The sequence below is a fragment of the Faecalibacterium sp. Marseille-Q4896 genome (assembly GCF_017377615.1).
GTDB classification, from domain to species: domain Bacteria; phylum Bacillota; class Clostridia; order Oscillospirales; family Ruminococcaceae; genus Faecalibacterium; species Faecalibacterium taiwanense.
The window spans coordinates 62514-80335 of record NZ_JAFREG010000004.1 but is presented as its reverse complement, the minus strand read 5'-3'; the positions used below and the strand labels follow the sequence as shown (position 1 = coordinate 80335).

Here is a 17822-nt window from a genome sequence, read left to right as displayed (position 1 = left end):
AAACGGAGGGACCCGCCATGCCGCAGCCGCTTGTCAGCGTTATTGTGCCCGCCTATAACGCGGCGGGCTTCATCTCCCGCTGTGTGGAGAGCATCACATCCCAGAGCTACCCGGAGCTTGAGATCCTTCTGCTGAACGACGGCTCCACCGACGACACCCTTGCTGTCTGCCGGAAGCTTGCTGCCGCCGACAGCCGCATCCGTGTGGTGGACAAGCCCAACACCGGCGCAGCAGACACCCGCAGCTGCGGCCTTGCCCTTGCCCACGGCGAATACATCCAGTTTGCGGACAGCGACGATCACCTGCTGCCGGGCTGCACCGCAAACCTGGTGGCTGCTATGCAGCGCAGCCATGCCGACCTTGTGCTGGCTCCCTACCGGATGATGGTGCCCCGCAAGGATGGCGGCTATGACACCCGGGAGTACAGCCTGCTGCCCGCCGGGGTGTACAACAAGGTGGATTACCTGTGGCAGCTCACCGGCAATGCCGCTGCCTTTTACTACGGTGTGCTCTGGAACAAGCTCTACCGCCGGGATCTCATCCAGATGGCGCACATCCGGTTCGAGCATGTGGTATACGCCGAGGACCAGCTGTTCAACACCCGGTATCTGCAGGTGGCACAGCGGTTTGCCGCCATCGACGAAGCCGCCTACTGCTACATCCAGAACCCGCAGAGCGTATGCCATACGCAGGTGAGCGCGGCGGACATGCTGCGCCACCGCAGCCGGATGTACCACACCTACAAGGAACTGTGCATCCAGCTGGGCGTGTACGATAAATTCCGCCTGCGGCTGCACGGCATCTATCTGAGCCTGTTTGAAAGCCCTCTGCCCAACGGCCCGGTGCAGAAGCTTTCCGACGCATTTGCCCGCACCCACAGCCGCATCTGAGAAAAGGAGAACCTATGGAATTTCCCCTTGTAAGCATCATCGTGCCCATGTACAACACTGCCGGGTGCATTGCCCGCTGTGTCAAAAGCATTTGCGCCCAGACTTATAAAAGCATTGAGATCCTGCTGCTGAACGATGGCTCCACCGACGACACCCTTGCCGTCTGCCGCGCCCTTGCCGCCAGCGACCACCGCATTGCACTGGTGGATAAAACCAACACCGGCGCAGCGGATACCCGCAATCAGGGCATTGCGCTGGCCCACGGCAAATACATCCAGTTTGTGGACAGCGACGACTGGCTGGCCCCCGATTTTACGGAAAAGCTGGTCTCCGCCGCCGAGGCCCACACCGCCGATCTTGTGATCGCGCCCTTCTGGATGGTGTACCCGGAAAACTATGTGGAGCACATCCGCCCATGGGAAAAGGCACTGCAGCATGTGCTCCAGCGCAATCCGCCCCGCACCCGGGCCTATGGCTATCTGCCTGCCGGGGTGTACACCGGACAGGAATACGCAAAGCATCTGATCCAGAAGCCGAACACCTTCTACTATGGCAGTCCCTGCAACAAGCTCTACCGCCGTGACCTCCTGCGGAAGCACAGCCTCCATTTCCGCAAAGAATTGTTTGCGGAGGATCAGCTGTTCAACACCGAATATCTGCGCTATGTGCGCACCGCCGTTTCCATCCCGGACATCGGCTATTACTACCTGCAGAACAGCCAGAGCGTCTCCCACTCCAGAGTGACCACCGCCGACATCCTTTCGCTGCGGCGGCGGGTGATGCTCCTGTACCGGGACATCTATACCGAACTTGGCATCTACCCGGAGACCCGGGCCGCCATTCTGCGCTCCGCTTTTGGCGAAAACGAGTTCACTCTTCCGCCGCTGGACACCCCACAGACGCACTGCTGCAAGCTGTGACCCTATAAAAAGCACCCGGCTGCCGCCGAGAGCCGCTCTGGCTCCTGCACGGCTCCGGGTGTTTTTTGCGCTTTCTCAGCAGCCGATGGCGGCACACTTCTCCGCCAGCCAGCTGCGTTCTTCGTCGTTCAGGTGCGGTGCCAGCTTTGCAAACACCTGACGGTGGTAATCGTTCAGCCATGCGATCTCGTCCTTATCCAGCACACCGGGCAGGATGGGAGAGGTGGCAATGGGCACGAACATCAGCGGTTCAAAGCCAAGGAAGGTACCGTACTGGTTATCGGCCTTGTGCACGCACACCAGCTCGTTCTCGATGCGGATGCCCACGAGGTCAGTCTCGTAAACGCCCGGCTCGTCGGTGACCACCATGCCGGGACGCATCCGGGTGGTGTTGCGGCTGTTCAGGGCATGGGGGCCTTCGTGCACGTTGCCCACAAAGCTGACGCTGTGACCGGTGCCGCAGCGGTAGTTGATGAGGTGCCGCCACAGCGGTTCCCGGGCAATGGTGTCGATCATCTTACACTCGCAGTAATCCAGCCAGACGGCCTTGGCAAGGTCGATGTGGCTCTGCAGAGTCCATGTGTAGAAGCGCTTTTCGTCCTCGGTCAGCGGGCCAAGCGGGTAGGTGCGGGTGATGTCGGTGGTGCCGTCCATGTAGGTGGCACCGCTGTCCACCAGCAGAAAGCCCTTCTTTTCCAGCACAGCGTGATCTTCCGGGGTGGCGTGGTAGTGCATCATGGCTGCGTTGCCGCCGTAGGCCGCAATGGTGCCAAAGCTTTCCACAAGGAATTTATCGTCCGCACTGCGGTACTTGTGCAGAATTTCATCCACCGTCAGCTCGGTCAGGGTCTCACCGGCAGCAAGACGGCTTTCCAGCTCGATCTGGAACCGCACCATGGCCACAGCGTCCCGGATATGGGCCTGCTTTGTGTGGGCAAGCTCCGTTTCGTTCTTCACGCCCTTCATCATCAGCAGCGGGTCGGTGCCGTCCTTCACGGTGAGGGCAGGGTTCTGCTCCAGCACCTGATACACGGCGTAGTTCACCGTAGCGCACTCGGCCAGCACGGTCTGGGGTTCCGTCTCAGCAGCGAGGAACTTCAGCACATCGTCGTACTCCGCCAGCGTGATGCCGTTGGCTTCCAGCTCTGCCTTTGCCTCCGGGGTGACGCGGGCCGTGTTGATGAAGAGTACCGCGCGGCGGGGTGTCACATAGCAGTAGGCCATGGCATAGGGAGTGCACTCAATGTCCATGGCGCGCAGGTTCAAAAGCCATGCCAGATTATCCAGCTTGCCCACAAACTGAGCGGTGCAGCCCAGCTCCTTGAGCTTGCTGCGCAGCTGATCCAGTTTTTCCGCCGGGGAGAAGCCCGCATATTCCTTCGGCAGGATCCACGCTGGGGTATCCGGCAGGGCAGGGCGGCCCTCCGTCCACAGCTCGTCCTCAAGGTTCAGGGTCTTGATGGAAGCGCCCTTCTTTTCCAGTGCCTTTTTCAGGTCGTTCACGAGGGCCGTGCTGGCGGTCAGGCCGCACAGGCCCAGTGCTTCGCCCTCATTCAGGGCATTTGCGCAGTATTCCTCCACGGTGGGCACGCCGGGTTCCCCCATGCGCTGCAGCTTGATCTCGGTACCCGCAATTTCCTTCTCGGCCTGCACAAAATAACGGCCGTCGGCCCACAGGGCGCTCTCGGTGCGGGTGACCACGAAGTTGGAGTTCTCGCCGTGGAACCCGGAGAACCAGGTCAGGCTGGTGTAATGGCAGGGCAGGTATTCGCTGGCGTGGGGATCACCCACAGGGATCAGATAAACGGCCACGCCGTTTGCAGCCATGGCGGCACGCAGCGCGGCAAGGCGCTCGGGTACGGTATTCATGCTCATAATGACAGCTTCCTTTTTTCTATGGCCGGACCGCCGGAAAAGCCCCCGGCGGCAGGGAATTTTTCTGTGTCCTATTGTATCATTCCGGGAAAAAGATTGCAATGCAGGGGCGGGACGGTTTGGAATGACCTCCGCTTGCCGGGGAGCATCCTCGCCCTCTCAGTCTCGCATTCGCTCGACAGCTCCCCCAAAGTGGGAGCCTTTGGCAGTCCATGCAAAGTATATCATTATGCCAAGGCCTCTCCCTTTGGGAGAGGTGTCACCGTAGGTGACGGAGAGGGCGAGCCCGCTGAAGAAGAGAACATTTTTCGCCTTTTCCCCGAAAACGCAACTTTCTTGCAAAAAAAGTTACAATTTTTTCTTGAAAAAGGCGGTTTTCCCATTGACAGCCTTGTTATAATAGGAGTGTAAGTTTTTTGAGCCAGCACTCTGCGGCTCTGTGTGCTATTCGAAGAAAGAGGCAATTGAATCATGACCAAAATCGATATTTTCTCCGGCTTCCTTGGTGCCGGTAAAACTACCCTGATCAAAAAGCTCATCAAAGAGGCCTTTGCCGGCCAGCAGGTGGTGCTGATCGAGAACGAGTTCGGCGAGATCGGCATTGACGGCGGCTTTCTGAAGGAAAGCGGCATCCAGATCAACGAGCTGAACGCCGGCTGCATCTGCTGCTCTCTGGTGGGCGACTTCCGCACCGCCCTGCAGCAGGTGGTGGAGCAGTACCACCCCGACCGCATCGTCATCGAGCCCTCCGGCGTGGGCAAGCTCTCCGATGTGACCCGCGCTGTGGAAGGCGTGGCCGAGCATCTGGATGTGCAGCTGAACAGCTTTGTCACCGTGGCCGACGTGAACAAGGTCAAGATGTATATGAAGAACTTCGGCGAGTTCTACGACGACCAGATCAGCCACGCAAGCTGCATCCTGCTCAGCCGCACCCAGACCGCCAGCGAGGAGAAGATCGCCGCTGCGGTCGCCCTGCTGCGCGAGAAGAACCCCACCGCTACCATCGTGACCACCGCATGGGACGAGCTGACCGGTGAGCAGATCCTGAAGGCCATGTCCACCAAGGACGACTTCAAGGCAGAGCTGATCGCCATGGCTGCAAAGGCCAACGAAGAGCACGCCCACGAGGACGAGGAAGAAGAGCACCACCATCATCACCACGATGACGAGAACGGTGTGTGCAGCTGCGGCCATCATCACGACCACGATGATGATGACGACGAGGATGAGCACGAGCATCATCACGATCACGATGAAGATGATGATCACGATGAGCATGAGCACCATCATCACCACGATCATGACGACCACGACCATTGCTGCTGCGGCCACCATCACGACCACGATGATGACGATGATGACGACGAGCACGAGCATCATCACGACCATGACGGCCACTGCTGCTGCGGCCATCACCATCATCATGACCACGACGCCGACGAGGTGTTCACCAGCTGGGGCGTCGAGACGGCCCGCAAATTCACCAAGGCAGAAGTGGAGCACGCCCTCACCGAGCTGGATACCGGCAATTACGGCATGATCCTGCGCAGCAAGGGCATCGTGAACGGCGGCGCAGACGGCTGGCTGGAGTTCGACTATGTGCCCGGCGAATGGGAAGTGCGTGCCCGCGGTGCAGATGTGGGCGGCAAGCTGGTCGTGATCGGCTCCAAGCTGAACGAAAAGGCCATTGCAGAGCTGTTCGGCTGCTGAGCTTAAAGTAAAAAGGAGAAACCATTCCTATGGCAAAAGAAATTCCGGTCTACCTGTTTGTGGGCTTTCTGGAAAGCGGCAAGACCAAATTCATTCAGGAGACCTTTGAAGACCCCAACTTCGACTCCGGCGACAAGACCCTGCTGCTGATTTGCGAGGAGGGCGAAGAGGAGTACAACGAGAAGAAGTTCGCCTTTCCCGGTGTGACCGTCAAGGTGCTGGAGGACAAGGCCGAGCTGAACCCGCAGAATCTGCTCAAGCTGGAAAAGGAATCCGGTGCAGGCCGTGTGGTCATTGAGTACAACGGCATGTGGCTGCTGCAGGATCTGGCCGAGGCTCTGCCCGAGAGCTGGATCGTGTACCAGTGCATCGCCACCGCCGACGGCACCACCGCCCTAACCTACGCCCGCGACAACTCCATGCGCAGCCTGCTGCTGGACAAGATCGCCCGCAGTGAGCTGATCGTGTTCAACCGCGCTGAGGCCGTGAACAACGATGCCGCCCGTCAGGAGCTGCACAAGCTGGTGCGTCAGGCTTCCCGCAAGTGCGATATCGCCTACGAGTTTGCCGACGGCAGCGTGGCCTACGACGATATCCCTGATCCGCTGCCCTTTGACATCAACGCGGACATCATCGACATTCCGGATGACGATTTCGGCATCTGGTACATGGACTGTCAGGACGAGCCCCAGAAGTATACCGGCAAAACGGTCAAATTCCTTGCACAGGTGTGTCAGACCAACCGTGCCGGCAAGAACAGCTTCGTGCCGGGCCGTTTCGCCATGACCTGCTGCGTGCAGGACATCCAGTTCGTGGGCTTCCCCTGCAGCTACGATGGCTACAAGGCGCTGGAGCAGCGCGCATGGGTGCGGGTGACCGCAAAGGTAGGCTACAAGTTCCATAACATCTACCGCGGCAAAGGCCCGGTGCTCACCGCCATTTCGGTGGAGCCTGCCGAAAAGCCGCTGAACGATGTGGTAACATTCTCTTGATCTGATCTTTCAAGGAGGTCCCGGCATGAAAACACTGTTTCGTATCCTTGGCACGGCCGCTGCTGTGGCCGTTACCGGTGCTGCCATTGTGGCACTGGACAAGATCCTGAACCAGAAAGACCCGCTCCATGTGGAGGAAGTAGAGTTCCCGGAGGACGCCGAGCAGAACGCTGAGGAAGCCGCCAAGACTGCCGAAGCCTACGCCGAAGCGGAAACCAAAGCCTCCGATGCTGCCAACGAAAAGGCTGCAGAAGAAGCTGCGCCGGAAGCTCCTGTCGAAGAAGCGGCAGCTGCTGCCCAGCCCGCCGAAGAAGCCTCTGCCCCGGCGGCACCCGCAGAGGGCGGTGAGAAGCCGGTGTTCGACCCGGAAGCTCCCAACCAGAACCCTGTGGAAGCAGGCCCCGCCGTTGCTCCCAAAGACGAGAGCGGAAAATTCGACCCCACCAAGATCGCCGAAGCCAGCGACTTCGGCGACTGGGAAGAACAGGGCTGCAAAGGATAACCTATGACACAAAAAGGGACGATGTGATGTTCACATCGCCCCTTTTTTGTTATTGTCCTCTTGCCAGCTGCTGCAGCTTTTTCCTGTCCAGCACCTGCACGCCGCCCCGGAACAGCCGCACCCAGCCCTCCTGCGCAAAGTATTTCAGCATCCGGCTCACCACCTCGCGGGCAGACCCCATGTATTTTGCCATCTGGTCGTGGGTCATGCGCACCTCATCACCGCCGGTCTTGGCCAGCTCATCGGTAAGAAAAATGGCAAGCCTGCGGTCTGCGCTCATGAACAGCACCTGCTGCATGGTCCACATGCTGTCGGAAAAGCGCTCCGCCGTCATCTGATAGGCGTAGCAGCGCACATGCACGTTCTGCTGCATCAGCCTGCGGAAAACGCCCGCGCTGATGCAGTAGGCCTCGGTGTCCTCTTCGGCATCAATATACAGGTCGATGTTCACCGAGTCCATCACGCAGGATGCCGACAGGATGCACACCTCCCCGCCGAACAGGCGGTAGAGCGTCACGTCCCGCCCGTCCTCCGAGAGCAGGTAGGCCCGCAGCTGGCCCGAGCGCAGCAGAAGGATGCCCACACAGCTTTCCAGCGGGCTGTGCACCCGGGCACCCTTTGCGTAGTGCACCGGGCGGGTATAGCGGCAGAGCATGTCCTGTTCGTCGGGTGTCAGGTCGATCCAGAAGGGAAAACCTTTGGCCAGACAATCGCGGTGTTCCTTTGTTGTTTCCGACATTGCTTTTCATCCTTTCCGCAGGGCCTTGGCGGCTTCAGTGCCCGCCTGCGCGCCCTCATACACGGCCTTTGCCACCTGCAGAAGGCCCCCGGTGCAGTCGCCCGCCGCATACAGGCCGGGCACGGTGGTCTGCATTTTTTCGTCCACCACGATGCGGTTCCCGTCCACCTCTGCGCCGATCTTCCTAGCCAGTGCGGTGCTGCCCGCCACGCCCAGTGCCACAAATACACCGCTGACAGGCAGCTGCACACCGCCGGACAGCTGCACGCCGGTGACAACGGTTTCGCCCAGAACAGCCTCCACGGTCTGCGGATAGACTGTGACCTCCGGCGGGAAGTCCGCCGTCAGCGGTGCGCCGTTGGTCAGCAGGGCAACGCTTTTTGCCACCGGCAGCAAAGCCTGCACCTCGTGCAGGGCATACTCGCCGCTGCCCAGCACCGCCACGTCCTTTCCACGGTAGAAAAAGGCGTCGCAGGCGGCACAATAGCTCACGCCGTGCCCCTCCAGCCCGGCAAGGCCCGGAATGCGCGGCACCGCCCGGGATGCACCCGTGGCAAGGATCACAGCGTCCGCCGGGTAATTTTTATCCACTGTTTCTACGGTGAGTTTATCCGTATAGGTCAGGCCCACGGCTTCGGCTGTGACGAATCTCACACCAAGGCGCTTTGCATTCTCGATGCTGCGGCGTTCCAGTTCCGCACCGGAGACCGGCTCGGCAAAGCCATAATAGTTTTCAATTTTTTCGGCGCGGTCCAGCGCACCGGGGCCTTTGGTGAGCACCGTGGTATCCACCCCGGCGCGGACAGCGTACAGAGCAGCGGAAATGCCTGCCGGGCCGGAACCGATAATCACAATCTTGGGCATAACATTCTCCTTTTATCATTTTCTTTAGTATACACCAAATTCCCCCAAACTTCTGTGACCGGGTCGCAAAGCATCGGTTTTTCGGACGGTCCTGCTCCGGTTCGCTGTCAGCGGATCGTCCCATGCACAAACGCGCTGTCGTACAGGAATCTTCCTGCTCGGCAGCGCGCTTTTTTCTTTCTTCAGAACACCAGCTGCACCAGCAGCACATAGCACAGCGTACCGCCTGCGACACTGAGCAGGGTCTCATACTTCCACTTATGCAGGCCCACCGTCACCAGCAGGGCGATGGCCTCCGGAATGCCGCGGCTGCCCGCAAAGGGGGTGACGCTTTTCAGGCAGTAGACGATCAGCATACCAAAAATGGCGGCGGGCAGCACCCGGCCCAGATACCGCACCATCTCCGGCGGCTGCTGATCCTTGGAAGAGAACACCACAAAGGGCAGAAAGCGGGTGATCATGGTGGCGGCGGTGCACACTGCAATGGTCAGGCCCATCTGGACTGCGGTCATGCGCCCACCTCCTCGCCGCTTTTTTCTGCTTCGGTGCCTTCGGCCTTTTCGATCGGTTTACGCAGAGCCAGCAGCAGGATCAGAATGCATCCCATGGAGGGCAGCAGAAAGCTGCCGGAGCCAAAAACCACCAGACACGCCAATGGGGCGGCAAGGCCGATCAGGGCGCTGTAGTGCTGCTCGTCCTTTTCCCACTGGTTGAGAAAGATCACCGTGAACATGGCGGTCATCACAAAGTCCACACCCTCGGTGCTGAAGGGCAGCACCGAGCCCACCACCGCGCCAAGACCGGCACTGGCCACCCAGTAGAACTGATCCAGCAGGGTGATGAAGAACATGAACCAGCCCCTGTCCACCCCTTCCGGCGGCTCGGCCGAACAGGTGATGGAAAAGGTCTCATCGCTCATGGCAAAAATCATATAAAAGCTGCGCAGGCCATAGCCCTTGTAGCGCTCCAGCATGGCAAGGCCGTAGAACAAATGCCGCGCCTGGATCATCAGCGCCATCAGAAACGCCGAAAGGGGTGAGAACGCGCTCAGCAGCAGGCTTGCCAGCACAAACTCCAGCGAACCGCCGTACACCACGGTGCCCATGAGCATGGGCATCCACACCGGCAGGCCCAGCGACTGCACATAAATGCCATAGCCCATCCCCAGCACAAAATAGCCCGCCAGCACCGGGATGGTCTGCGGTGCGGCGGCGCGCAGTGCCCGCCATACGGTGCTCTGCCGCCTTGTCAATTGTTGTTCGGTTACGTGTTCCATTGGCCTTTCCCTCAAAATACGATGCCGGTTTCCTCTTTGGCCTCATTGCCGCCGATAAACCCATTCTCTCGATATGAATATGTCTGTATTATAACAGGTCTCACGGCTTTTGCAAAGGTGTATCCCCACTGCTTCTGGCAGAACGACAGATTTTTTCTTTAAATTTTATGCAATTTTTAACGGACACAAAGTGACTCGCGGTCAGTGCTTTATTATTTTAATGCAGTAAAGGTTCTTTGCAGGATCCTGTTCCTGAAATATCCCTAAAATGCCGTTTGTGCTTTAATCATACTCATTTGACAGATGCCGTCTTTTCCGGTGTCCTGTCCGTATCGCAAGGACGGCGGGCCGAAAACACCCGCCTTTTTCGTTCATTCTGTATTTAGTAGGAGGACATTTTATGGCAACCATGAAGGACATCATCCAGAGCCCGCTGCTGCCGGCCCTGTTCGGCTCCATGGCTCTGGGTCTGTTCGCCAGCTCTGCCAGCGGCAGCAAGGTGGTCAAGGGCGGCATCCTTACCTCCTATGTGCTGTGGAAGAAGGGCAAGATCCAGGTAGTAGATAAAGAGCAGAAGTAAGGGGAAACAAAAGAACTCCCGGACGGATGTCCGGGAGTTCTTTGTTGCCTATTCTGCCTTTTCGTCCTTCTTGAGCATATCCAACTCGGGCATCAGCTCGGTGCTCACAATGGTGAGCATCTCCTCCAGCTTTGCACAGTCCTCGGGGGAGAAGCGCTCTCTTGTGCGCTCCACCACAGTGTGCAGATAGGAATAGCTGATGTTGTAGTAATCGATATACTTCTGGGTGGGGCGCAGGTGATACTCGCGCCGGTCGGTGGTGGACTGGATCTTTTCCACATAGCCCTTCTTCACCAGACTGCCGATCTTATACGCCGCGTTGGGGGTGGAGATCTGCATCATGCGGGAAAACTCCGCAATGGTGGGTTCGCCCATAGCCATGATGCCCTCCATGCAGAAGGACTCCACCGTGGTCAGCGTGGCTTCCCGGGTGGCAAAACGCTGAAAAATGTTCTGGTAGAAATGCAGCTTGAATTTGGTGTATACGTCCTGAAATGCCTGTTCCAGCATAGGTCGTGTGCCTCCGATAGTTCATTTTATTTAAAAATACCACGTTTTGGCCGCGGCGCAAAGCGAAACAGCTGAATTTTGGGCAGGAATTTATTCTGCCGCCTTTTTGTTCGTGCGCACACGGATCACGCTGAGCACCACCAGCTCTACGGCAATGGCAACAGCCAGCAGGATCAGCGAGGTGAACAGGCTGCCGTTTGCGCCAAGGAAAGCCTGTGCAATGCCCGTGATCACATAGCACACTGCCGCGCAGGAAGCCGCCGTAATGGCGTAGGGCAGCTGGGTGGACACATGGTTCACATGGCTGCAGTGGGCACCGGCGGATGCCATAATGGTGGTGTCCGAGATGGGGGAGCAGTGGTCGCCGCAGACGGCACCGGACAGGCATGCCGCAATGGAGATGACCAGCATCTCGCCCTCCGGGAAGGCATGGCACACGATGGGGATGAGGATGGAGAAGGTGCCCCAGCTCGTGCCGGTGGCAAAGGCAAGGAACACTGCCACAAGGAAGATGATGACCGGCAGCATGTACTGCAGCGCTGCAGCAGAGCCACTCAGCAGGTTGGCAACGTAATATTTTGCGCCCAGCAGGCCGGTCATGCCGGACAGGGTCCATGCGAGGGAGAGGATCAGCATGGGGCTGACCATGGCCTTGAAGCCCTCGGGAATGCAGGCGGCAAAGTCCTGAAAGGTCATCACATTGCGCACGCGGTAGAACACAAAGGTGAACAGCAGGGCAATGCTGCTGCCCAGCACCAGACCTGCAGAAGCGTTGCAGTCCGCAAAGGCGGTAACGAAGTCCACGCCCTCAAAGAAGCCGCCGGTGTAGATCATGCCGAAGATGCAGGCCACGATCAGCACCAGCACCGGGGCGAGCAGATCTGCAACATGGCCGCAGGTATCAGTGCCATCGTCCACATCGTTGCCGTAGGGACGGTCGGCGGTGGTAAACAGGTCGCCGTTTTTGGCGTTGTCCTCGTTGAGCTTCATGGAGCCAAAGTCCGTGCCGGTGAAGATGAGGAACAGGCTCATCACGATGGTGAGCAGGGCATAGTAGTTATAAGGAATGGTGCGCAGGAACATGGTAAAGCCGTTGATGCCGGAGCCTTCCGGCACGCTGGAAGTGACCGCAGCTGCCCAGCTGGACACCGGCGCAATGATGCACACGGGTGCTGCGGTGGCATCGATCAGGTAGGCCAGCTTTGCGCGGGACACCTTCTGCCGGTCGGTGACCGGGCGCATGACGGAGCCCACGGTCAGGCAGTTGAAGTAGTCGTCCACAAAGATCATCACGCCCAGCAGCAGGGTGGCAAACTGCGCACCGGCCCGGGAGTGGATGTGGGTGGAGGCCCAGCGGCCAAAGGCGGCAGAGCCGCCGGCCTTATTCATCAGGGCCACAAGGATGCCCAGCATGACAAGGAACACCAAAATGCCCACGTTGCTGCTGTCCGAAAGCTTGGCCACCATGCCGCCGTCCTCATTGAAGAACAGGGTGTTGATGGCCAGCTCCAGATTGCCGTTGGCATATAGCAGTGCACCGGATGCGATGCCCACCAGCAGGGAGGTGTACACCTCCTTGGTGTTCAGCGCCAGCACAATGGCGATCACCGGCGGCAGCAGCGAAAAGATGGTGCTGTACACCGCACAGGTATAGGTGGACGGGTCCGCGATCTTGCCGGGCGTTGCCGCTGTGCACCACAGCAGCAGGGCAAACACCAGCAGAGCTGCGAACCATGAAAGGTTCTTGTTTTTCATAACGGATTCCTCTTTTTTCAAATTTCCGGGGATGCATACCCCTCTTTGCGCAGGAAAAACTATCCCCATCGAATGCAAAGGGAGGTGTGCGCCGCGCCGGACTATAAAGCGATGTATTTTGAGCTGTTCCGGGCCAGCGTGCAGGCCGCACAGCTTTTGCAGGACGCGCAGAAGCGTGCTGAGCAGCACTTGCTGGAAGCTGACCCGCCGCCGATCCGATTGGAGCAAACAGAGCAGACGGATGAAGAATAGTTTTCTTCGGTCAGCGTCCTCGCCCTCTCAGTCACCTTCGGTGCCAGCTCTCCCAAAGGGAGAGCCTTTGGCCAAACCGGGAACTTTACCGTACTGCCAAAGCCTCCCTCATTGAGAAAGACTTCCCCCGGCTGGGGGAAGATGTCGTGTAAGCGACAAAAAGGGGAACGGTGGCATCGCGCAGCGATGACGGAAGGAGTTTTACCCCTTCTTTGCCTCCGCCTTGGCTGCGAACTTGGCGTTGTTGATGACAAAACGTTCGTGGGTGCCGCCGCCTACAGGGCCTTTTTCGTCGTGCAGGGCCACCTTGAAGGTGAGCTTGCGGCCTTCCACCGCCACCAGCTCGCTCTCGCAGGTCACGGTCATGCCCACGGGGGTGGGGGCGGTGTGCTCCAGCTCGAGCTTGGTGCCCACCGAGCCATTGCCCTCACCCAGCGCGTCGGCCACGCTCATCCAGCAGGTTTTTTCCGCCAGAGCCACAAGGGCCGGGGTGGCAAACACATCCAGCGTGCCGCTGCCCATGGTCTTTGCGGTGTTGGCTGCGGTGACGAGCACGCTCTGTTCCCCGCGGATACCGGTTTCCAATGTCATATACTTTCCTCTCCTTTTGCGCGCCGTATGGCGCATTTTATTTTTGAACACCTTTATAAGATACCACATTTTGCACCAGAACGCACCCTATTTTGCACTTTTTTGTGAATTTCTCTTTTTCTTTTTGCGCAAACGGGCTGCCAAGTCCTCTCTCTTTGGGAGAGGTGGCACCGAAGGTGACGGAAAGGGCGAGGACACTGACCATGCGGCAACCTCTTTTTTGTTTTCGCCTTCCCTCCAATCCGCATCCTTATTGCGATTCAAAAACGCAAATTTTCTGCGTTTTAAGGCAAATTTCATCAATTTAGAGCAGACGCCAAAAATCTTTAAAAAAGCCTTGACAAGGAGCATTCCGCGTGCTACTATGAACACATGAACAAGCGTTCATGTGAATCCACAGCGAAGGGAGATGTCAACATGGCGGAAATAAAGGAAGCAATGCCCGCGCCGCCGCCGGAAGCCTTGGATATGCCGGACGACGAGGTGCTGTACGAGCTGGCCGACCTGTTCCGGGTGTTCGGCGACTCCACCCGCATCAAGATCCTGTATGCACTGCACGACAACGAGCTGTGCGTGCAGGACATTGCAAACGCCGTGCAGCTGAGCCAGTCGGCGGTGAGCCATCAGCTGCGGGTGCTCAAGGATTCCAAGCTCGTGCGGTTCCGGCGCGATGGCAAAACCGTTTACTACGCACTGGACGATGACCATGTGCGCAGCATCCTCTCCATGGGGATGGATCATATCGAAGAATAACGAAAGGCTGGTATTACTTATGAAGAAGAGCTACAAGATCGAAGTGGACTGCGCAAACTGCGCTCAGAAGATGGAAGACGCTGCCAACACCGTTGCAGGCGTGGCAAATGCTACCGTCAGCTTTATGACCCAGAAGATGAAGGTGGAGTTCTCTGAAGGTGCAGACCCCCACGACACCATGGTGAACGTTCTGGCCGCCTGCAAGAAGGTGGAGGACGACTGCGAGATCTTTGACATCTGATGCGCGGCAGGTTGCTGCACACGATCAACAGCCTCGCCCTCTCCGTCACCTGCGGTGACACACTCCCCCTTTTGTCGCTACGCGACATCTTCCCCCGGCCTGGGGAAGTCTTTCCTCAAAGGGAGAGGCCTTGGCAAAGAGATGAAGTTTGCGTGGACTGCCAAGGGCTCTCCCTTTGGGAGAGCTGGCAAATCCAAAGGATTTGACTGAGAGGGCGAGCCCGCTAAAGAAAAAAGCATCTGCAGCAAGAATTCGTAGATTTTCTGAGAGCTCAAACGAATGTGCAGATGCTTTTTACTTTGTGTGCGATTGTGTTGTGCAATAACTTTTTCTGTTGAAAAATCAGACAGTTTTCAACAGTTTCCACTCAGTTTTCAACACCGTTTGCGGAAAAAACGTAAAATAAACGTGGAAAAGCGCTTTTGCGCCTGAAAAACTGTGTGGAAAACACGGGTAAAACCGTGGAATATCCATTTTTATGGGGAAAAGTTGTTGAAATCCCCGCCCGCCGCAGCGTGATGCGGCCCATGGATCCCGCAAAAAGGAGCGTTTTGTATGAACAAAAAGCAGAAAAAGAACCTGCAGCGCATCATCATTGCGCTGATTTTGGTGCTCATCCTCAAGCTTTTGCCCCAGTTCCCCACGCCGGTGGAGCTGGTACTGTACTGCATCCCGTATCTGGTGGTCGGCTGGAACGTGCTGCGCAAGGCACTGCTTGGCATCAAGAACCGTCAGCCCTTTGACGAGTGCTTCCTGATGGCCGTTGCCACTGTGGGTGCATTTGCACTGGGCGACTACGTGGAGGGCTGTGCCGTTATCATCTTCTACCAGATCGGCGAGCTGTTCCAGAGCGTGGCCGTGGGCAAGAGCCGGCAGAGCATTTCCAGCCTGATGGACATCCGCCCGGACTACGCCAACATTGAGGGCGAGGACGGCAGGCTGGAGCAGGTGGACCCGGACGATGTGGAGATCGGCACCGTGATCGTGGTCCAGCCCGGTGAGCGCGTGCCCATCGACGGCGTGATCGTGGAGGGCGCTTCTGCCCTGAACACCGCCGCCCTGACCGGCGAGAGCCTGCCCCGCGATGTGCAGACCGGCGATGAGGTCATCAGCGGCTGCGTGAACATGACCGGCCTGCTGAAGGTAAAGACCACCAAGGAATTCGGCGAATCCACCGTTTCCAAAATTCTCGATCTGGTGGAAAATTCCAGCATGAAGAAGGCCCGCGCCGAGAACTTCATCACCCGTTTTGCCCGCGTGTACACCCCCGCCGTGTGCTATGGCGCATTGGCTCTGGCCTTTATCCCGCCCATCGTGCTGCTGCTCATGGGCCAGCCCGCCCGCTTTGGCGACTGGGTCTACCGTGCCCTGACCTTCCTTGTTATCAGCTGCCCCTGCGCACTGGTCATCAGCATTCCCCTGAGCTTCTTCGGCGGCATCGGCGGTGCATCTGCCTGCGGCATTCTGGTCAAGGGTTCCACCTATCTGGAAGAGCTGGCCCGCACCGGCATCGTTGTGTTCGACAAGACCGGCACCCTGACCCAGGGCACCTTTAAAGTGACCGGCATCCACCCCGCAGAGGGCACCAGCGAGGAGCAGCTGGTGGAAGCTGCCGCGCTGGCCGAGAGCTGGTCCAAGCACCCCATCTCCCTCAGCATCAAGGCCGCTTACGGCAGGGAGATCGATCCGAACCGTGTCACCGATGTGCAGGAGCTTGGCGGCCACGGCGTGACCGCCAAGGTGGACGGCAGGACCGTTGCTGCCGGCAACGCCCGCCTGATGGAAAAGCTGGGCCTGAAGGCTCCCGCCGTCAGCGAGACCGGCACCATCGTGCATGTGGCCATCGAGGGCATGTACGCCGGTTATCTGCTGATCGCCGATGTGGTGAAGCCCCACAGCGCACAGGCCATCCGGGGCCTGAAGGATGCCGGTGTGCGCAAGACCGTGATGCTGACCGGCGATGCCGAGCCGGTTGCAAAGGCCGTTTCCGCAGAGCTTGGGCTGGATGAATACCATGCGGGCCTGCTGCCGGGCGACAAGGTAGACCAGATCGAAACGCTGCTCGCCGCAAAGCGGCCCAAAGAGAACCTTGCCTTTGTGGGCGACGGCATCAACGATGCCCCGGTGCTGTCCCGTGCCGATGTGGGCATTGCAATGGGCGCTCTTGGCTCTGACGCTGCCATTGAGGCCGCTGACGTGGTGCTGATGGACGACGACCCCGCCAAGATCGCACTGGCCATGCGCATTGCCCGCCGCACGTTACGCATCGTGTACCAGAACATCGTGTTTGCACTGGCCATCAAGTTTGCCTGCCTTGTGCTGGGCGCGATCGGCATGGCCAGCATGTGGACCGCCATCTTTGCCGATGTGGGCGTGATGGTGCTGGCTGTGCTCAACGCCACCCGTGCCCTGTACACCAAGGATCTGGCGAAAAAGAATGAACAGTAAAAAACAGTGCCGGACAGCCTGAAAACTGTCCGGCACTGTTTTTATATATGAGGTGCATACAGGCGTTCTATTTCATGCACAAGCTCCGGTTCTTTTTCGATATCAAATTTTCTGGCAAACATGCAGGGCGATGCTTTCAGCTGTTCCAGATCAGCGTATTTCCAGACCCACGGATTGCCTCTGTCCCAATCGATGGCACGGGCACTGGTATCACCCGGCCCCTGATAGATCTTATCCTGATACGGCGACTGCGCGATCAGTGTCTGCACAAAGAACTCGTCCGAGCAAAAGGTCTTGTCCAGCACCTGCAGGATCCACTCTTCTTTTGTCAGCAGATACCGTGCAAAGCCGTCAGTGCAGCTGAACCAGTTGCTGCCCTTTGTGAAGTGAACGTCCTGATTGCGCTTTATTTTCAGCAGCTTCTGGCCCGACAGCAGGATTCCATTGATCACGCCGAGCACCGGATGGCGGCGCAGATCGATATTCTGGAAAAAGTGCCGGTAATAAACGCGCTCATCGTTGAATGGGCTGAACGGGTGCGGGTCGAAATGGACAAATTCCACGTCCGGGTTTGCCTCAAAAAATGCACGGATATCTTCTTGTGTTTGAATGGGCAGATCCACACCGGAGATCAGGTGGTAATGCTGATACGGGCCATGGGCCACTGCTGTTTTCAATAGCACAAGCTCCGCTTTTACCTGACTGACACCACCCCACACAACACTGTGCCGTTTTGCGTGAAACACTTTCGCATATTTCATGCGGCACTCCACCGTTTCCGGCTGGTAGTCCGTATTTTTGCTGTCCATGTGGATGAATATATCATTCCACGGTACATCCAGCATCCGCAACAGGGTCAGAAGCATCTCATCACATTTATGTGCTTCTATCAGGTACGCCTGTTTTTCTCTTGTTTCCATCGCT

20 protein-coding genes are annotated in these 17822 nt (G+C 58.1%); 10 read left to right on the top strand and 10 right to left on the bottom strand.

Going from position 1 to position 17822, the window contains the following annotated elements; all coding sequences use genetic code 11:
- Nucleotides 1-17 precede the first annotated feature (17 nt).
- Together J3348_RS08535 and J3348_RS08530 are read left to right on the top strand one after the other, a co-directional pair.
- The gene (locus tag J3348_RS08535; protein WP_097774548.1) at nucleotides 18-890 is read left to right on the top strand and encodes a glycosyltransferase; all 873 of its coding nucleotides are present in this window, start codon (nucleotides 18-20) and stop codon (nucleotides 888-890) included.
- A 14-nt stretch (nucleotides 891-904) separates the two neighbouring features.
- Entirely contained in the window at nucleotides 905-1810 is a 906-nt protein-coding gene (locus J3348_RS08530; protein WP_207698763.1) for a glycosyltransferase family 2 protein, read from the top strand.
- Nucleotides 1811-1885: 75 nt separating this feature from the next.
- Here the strand turns inward: J3348_RS08530 and J3348_RS08525 are convergent, their stop codons facing one another.
- Nucleotides 1886-3685 (bottom strand): aminopeptidase P family protein, encoded by a 1800-nt coding sequence (locus tag J3348_RS08525; protein WP_207698762.1) that lies wholly within the window; start codon nucleotides 3683-3685, stop codon nucleotides 1886-1888.
- 471 nt (nucleotides 3686-4156) lie between these two features.
- Here J3348_RS08525 and J3348_RS08520 point away from each other — a divergent pair, with 471 nt between their 5' ends.
- The 3 genes from J3348_RS08520 to J3348_RS08510 are packed head-to-tail and all read left to right on the top strand — an operon-like array spanning nucleotide 4157 to nucleotide 6889.
- Nucleotides 4157-5395, top strand: a complete 1239-nt coding sequence (locus J3348_RS08520) for a CobW family GTP-binding protein (protein ID WP_207698761.1) — start codon at nucleotides 4157-4159, stop codon at nucleotides 5393-5395.
- Nucleotides 5396-5424: 29 nt separating this feature from the next.
- Complete coding sequence (locus tag J3348_RS08515) at nucleotides 5425-6387, top strand: GTP-binding protein (protein WP_097774543.1); 963 nt, start codon at nucleotides 5425-5427, stop codon at nucleotides 6385-6387.
- Nucleotides 6388-6412: 25 nt separating this feature from the next.
- Nucleotides 6413-6889 (top strand): hypothetical protein, encoded by a 477-nt coding sequence (locus J3348_RS08510; RefSeq protein WP_207698760.1) that lies wholly within the window; start codon nucleotides 6413-6415, stop codon nucleotides 6887-6889.
- 49 nt (nucleotides 6890-6938) lie between these two features.
- Here J3348_RS08510 and J3348_RS08505 read toward each other — a convergent pair whose 3' ends face one another.
- The 4 genes from J3348_RS08505 to J3348_RS08490 all read right to left on the bottom strand — a co-directional run bounded on the left by J3348_RS08505 (nucleotide 6939) and on the right by J3348_RS08490 (nucleotide 9768).
- Nucleotides 6939-7628, bottom strand: a complete 690-nt coding sequence (locus J3348_RS08505) for a Crp/Fnr family transcriptional regulator (RefSeq protein ID WP_207698759.1) — start codon at nucleotides 7626-7628, stop codon at nucleotides 6939-6941.
- A gap of 6 nt (nucleotides 7629-7634) precedes the next feature.
- Nucleotides 7635-8492, bottom strand: a complete 858-nt coding sequence (locus J3348_RS08500) for an NAD(P)/FAD-dependent oxidoreductase (RefSeq protein WP_207698758.1) — start codon at nucleotides 8490-8492, stop codon at nucleotides 7635-7637.
- Between the two features lie 182 nt (nucleotides 8493-8674).
- Complete coding sequence (locus tag J3348_RS08495) at nucleotides 8675-9004, bottom strand: branched-chain amino acid transporter permease (protein WP_207698757.1); 330 nt, start codon at nucleotides 9002-9004, stop codon at nucleotides 8675-8677.
- Nucleotides 9001-9768 (bottom strand): AzlC family ABC transporter permease, encoded by a 768-nt coding sequence (locus J3348_RS08490; protein ID WP_207698756.1) that lies wholly within the window; start codon nucleotides 9766-9768, stop codon nucleotides 9001-9003. Before J3348_RS08490 ends, J3348_RS08495 begins: the two co-directional genes overlap by 4 nt.
- Before the next feature lie 400 nt (nucleotides 9769-10168).
- On the opposite strand from J3348_RS08490, the gene J3348_RS08485 reads away from it, so the two are divergent.
- Nucleotides 10169-10348 (top strand): hypothetical protein, encoded by a 180-nt coding sequence (locus tag J3348_RS08485; protein ID WP_207698849.1) that lies wholly within the window; start codon nucleotides 10169-10171, stop codon nucleotides 10346-10348.
- Between the two features lie 48 nt (nucleotides 10349-10396).
- Here J3348_RS08485 and J3348_RS08480 read toward each other — a convergent pair whose 3' ends face one another.
- Both J3348_RS08480 and J3348_RS08475 read right to left on the bottom strand, forming a co-directional pair.
- Nucleotides 10397-10858 (bottom strand): MarR family transcriptional regulator, encoded by a 462-nt coding sequence (locus J3348_RS08480; protein ID WP_207698755.1) that lies wholly within the window; start codon nucleotides 10856-10858, stop codon nucleotides 10397-10399.
- A gap of 90 nt (nucleotides 10859-10948) precedes the next feature.
- Nucleotides 10949-12613, bottom strand: a complete 1665-nt coding sequence (locus J3348_RS08475; RefSeq protein ID WP_154260099.1) for a Na+/H+ antiporter NhaC family protein — start codon at nucleotides 12611-12613, stop codon at nucleotides 10949-10951.
- Between the two features lie 45 nt (nucleotides 12614-12658).
- Here J3348_RS08475 and J3348_RS08470 point away from each other — a divergent pair, with 45 nt between their 5' ends.
- Nucleotides 12659-12865, top strand: a complete 207-nt coding sequence (locus J3348_RS08470) for a hypothetical protein (protein WP_145945759.1) — start codon at nucleotides 12659-12661, stop codon at nucleotides 12863-12865.
- Nucleotides 12866-13066: 201 nt separating this feature from the next.
- On the opposite strand, the gene J3348_RS08465 is transcribed toward J3348_RS08470, so the two are convergent.
- Nucleotides 13067-13456: a hotdog domain-containing protein gene (locus tag J3348_RS08465; protein ID WP_097781121.1), complete on the bottom strand. Its 390-nt coding sequence runs from the start codon at nucleotides 13454-13456 to the stop codon at nucleotides 13067-13069.
- Nucleotides 13457-13493: 37 nt separating this feature from the next.
- Nucleotides 13494-13661, bottom strand: a complete 168-nt coding sequence (locus J3348_RS08460) for a hypothetical protein (protein WP_154255759.1) — start codon at nucleotides 13659-13661, stop codon at nucleotides 13494-13496.
- A 212-nt stretch (nucleotides 13662-13873) separates the two neighbouring features.
- On the opposite strand from J3348_RS08460, the gene J3348_RS08455 reads away from it, so the two are divergent.
- The 3 genes from J3348_RS08455 (at nucleotide 13874) to J3348_RS08445 (ending at nucleotide 16898) form a co-directional block, all read left to right on the top strand.
- Nucleotides 13874-14209: a metalloregulator ArsR/SmtB family transcription factor gene (locus J3348_RS08455; protein WP_207698754.1), complete on the top strand. Its 336-nt coding sequence runs from the start codon at nucleotides 13874-13876 to the stop codon at nucleotides 14207-14209.
- 19 nt (nucleotides 14210-14228) lie between these two features.
- Nucleotides 14229-14450, top strand: coding sequence for a cation transporter (locus J3348_RS08450; RefSeq protein ID WP_005940491.1), 222 nt, complete (start codon nucleotides 14229-14231; stop codon nucleotides 14448-14450).
- 555 nt (nucleotides 14451-15005) lie between these two features.
- Nucleotides 15006-16898, top strand: a complete 1893-nt coding sequence (locus tag J3348_RS08445; RefSeq protein WP_207698753.1) for a heavy metal translocating P-type ATPase — start codon at nucleotides 15006-15008, stop codon at nucleotides 16896-16898.
- A gap of 41 nt (nucleotides 16899-16939) precedes the next feature.
- On the opposite strand, the gene J3348_RS08440 is transcribed toward J3348_RS08445, so the two are convergent.
- Nucleotides 16940-17818: a beta-1,6-N-acetylglucosaminyltransferase gene (locus J3348_RS08440; RefSeq protein WP_207698752.1), complete on the bottom strand. Its 879-nt coding sequence runs from the start codon at nucleotides 17816-17818 to the stop codon at nucleotides 16940-16942.
- Between the last annotated feature and the right edge of the window lie 4 nt (nucleotides 17819-17822).

Coding starts and splice junctions, on each gene's coding strand:
- J3348_RS08480 (WP_207698755.1), bottom strand. CDS start 10,858: ATGCTGGAACAGGCATTTCAGGACGTATACACCAAATTCAAGCTGCAT.
- J3348_RS08530 (WP_207698763.1), top strand. CDS start 905: ATGGAATTTCCCCTTGTAAGCATCATCGTGCCCATGTACAACACTGCC.
- J3348_RS08535 (WP_097774548.1), top strand. CDS start 18: ATGCCGCAGCCGCTTGTCAGCGTTATTGTGCCCGCCTATAACGCGGCG.
- J3348_RS08500 (WP_207698758.1), bottom strand. CDS start 8,492: ATGCCCAAGATTGTGATTATCGGTTCCGGCCCGGCAGGCATTTCCGCT.
- J3348_RS08510 (WP_207698760.1), top strand. CDS start 6,413: ATGAAAACACTGTTTCGTATCCTTGGCACGGCCGCTGCTGTGGCCGTT.
- J3348_RS08485 (WP_207698849.1), top strand. CDS start 10,169: ATGGCAACCATGAAGGACATCATCCAGAGCCCGCTGCTGCCGGCCCTG.
- J3348_RS08490 (WP_207698756.1), bottom strand. CDS start 9,768: ATGGAACACGTAACCGAACAACAATTGACAAGGCGGCAGAGCACCGTA.
- J3348_RS08465 (WP_097781121.1), bottom strand. CDS start 13,456: ATGACATTGGAAACCGGTATCCGCGGGGAACAGAGCGTGCTCGTCACC.
- J3348_RS08460 (WP_154255759.1), bottom strand. CDS start 13,661: ATGGTCAGTGTCCTCGCCCTTTCCGTCACCTTCGGTGCCACCTCTCCC.
- J3348_RS08445 (WP_207698753.1), top strand. CDS start 15,006: ATGAACAAAAAGCAGAAAAAGAACCTGCAGCGCATCATCATTGCGCTG.
- J3348_RS08515 (WP_097774543.1), top strand. CDS start 5,425: ATGGCAAAAGAAATTCCGGTCTACCTGTTTGTGGGCTTTCTGGAAAGC.
- J3348_RS08495 (WP_207698757.1), bottom strand. CDS start 9,004: ATGACCGCAGTCCAGATGGGCCTGACCATTGCAGTGTGCACCGCCGCC.
- J3348_RS08505 (WP_207698759.1), bottom strand. CDS start 7,628: ATGTCGGAAACAACAAAGGAACACCGCGATTGTCTGGCCAAAGGTTTT.
- J3348_RS08525 (WP_207698762.1), bottom strand. CDS start 3,685: ATGAGCATGAATACCGTACCCGAGCGCCTTGCCGCGCTGCGTGCCGCC.
- J3348_RS08520 (WP_207698761.1), top strand. CDS start 4,157: ATGACCAAAATCGATATTTTCTCCGGCTTCCTTGGTGCCGGTAAAACT.
- J3348_RS08455 (WP_207698754.1), top strand. CDS start 13,874: ATGGCGGAAATAAAGGAAGCAATGCCCGCGCCGCCGCCGGAAGCCTTG.
- J3348_RS08440 (WP_207698752.1), bottom strand. CDS start 17,818: ATGGAAACAAGAGAAAAACAGGCGTACCTGATAGAAGCACATAAATGT.
- J3348_RS08475 (WP_154260099.1), bottom strand. CDS start 12,613: ATGAAAAACAAGAACCTTTCATGGTTCGCAGCTCTGCTGGTGTTTGCC.
- J3348_RS08450 (WP_005940491.1), top strand. CDS start 14,229: ATGAAGAAGAGCTACAAGATCGAAGTGGACTGCGCAAACTGCGCTCAG.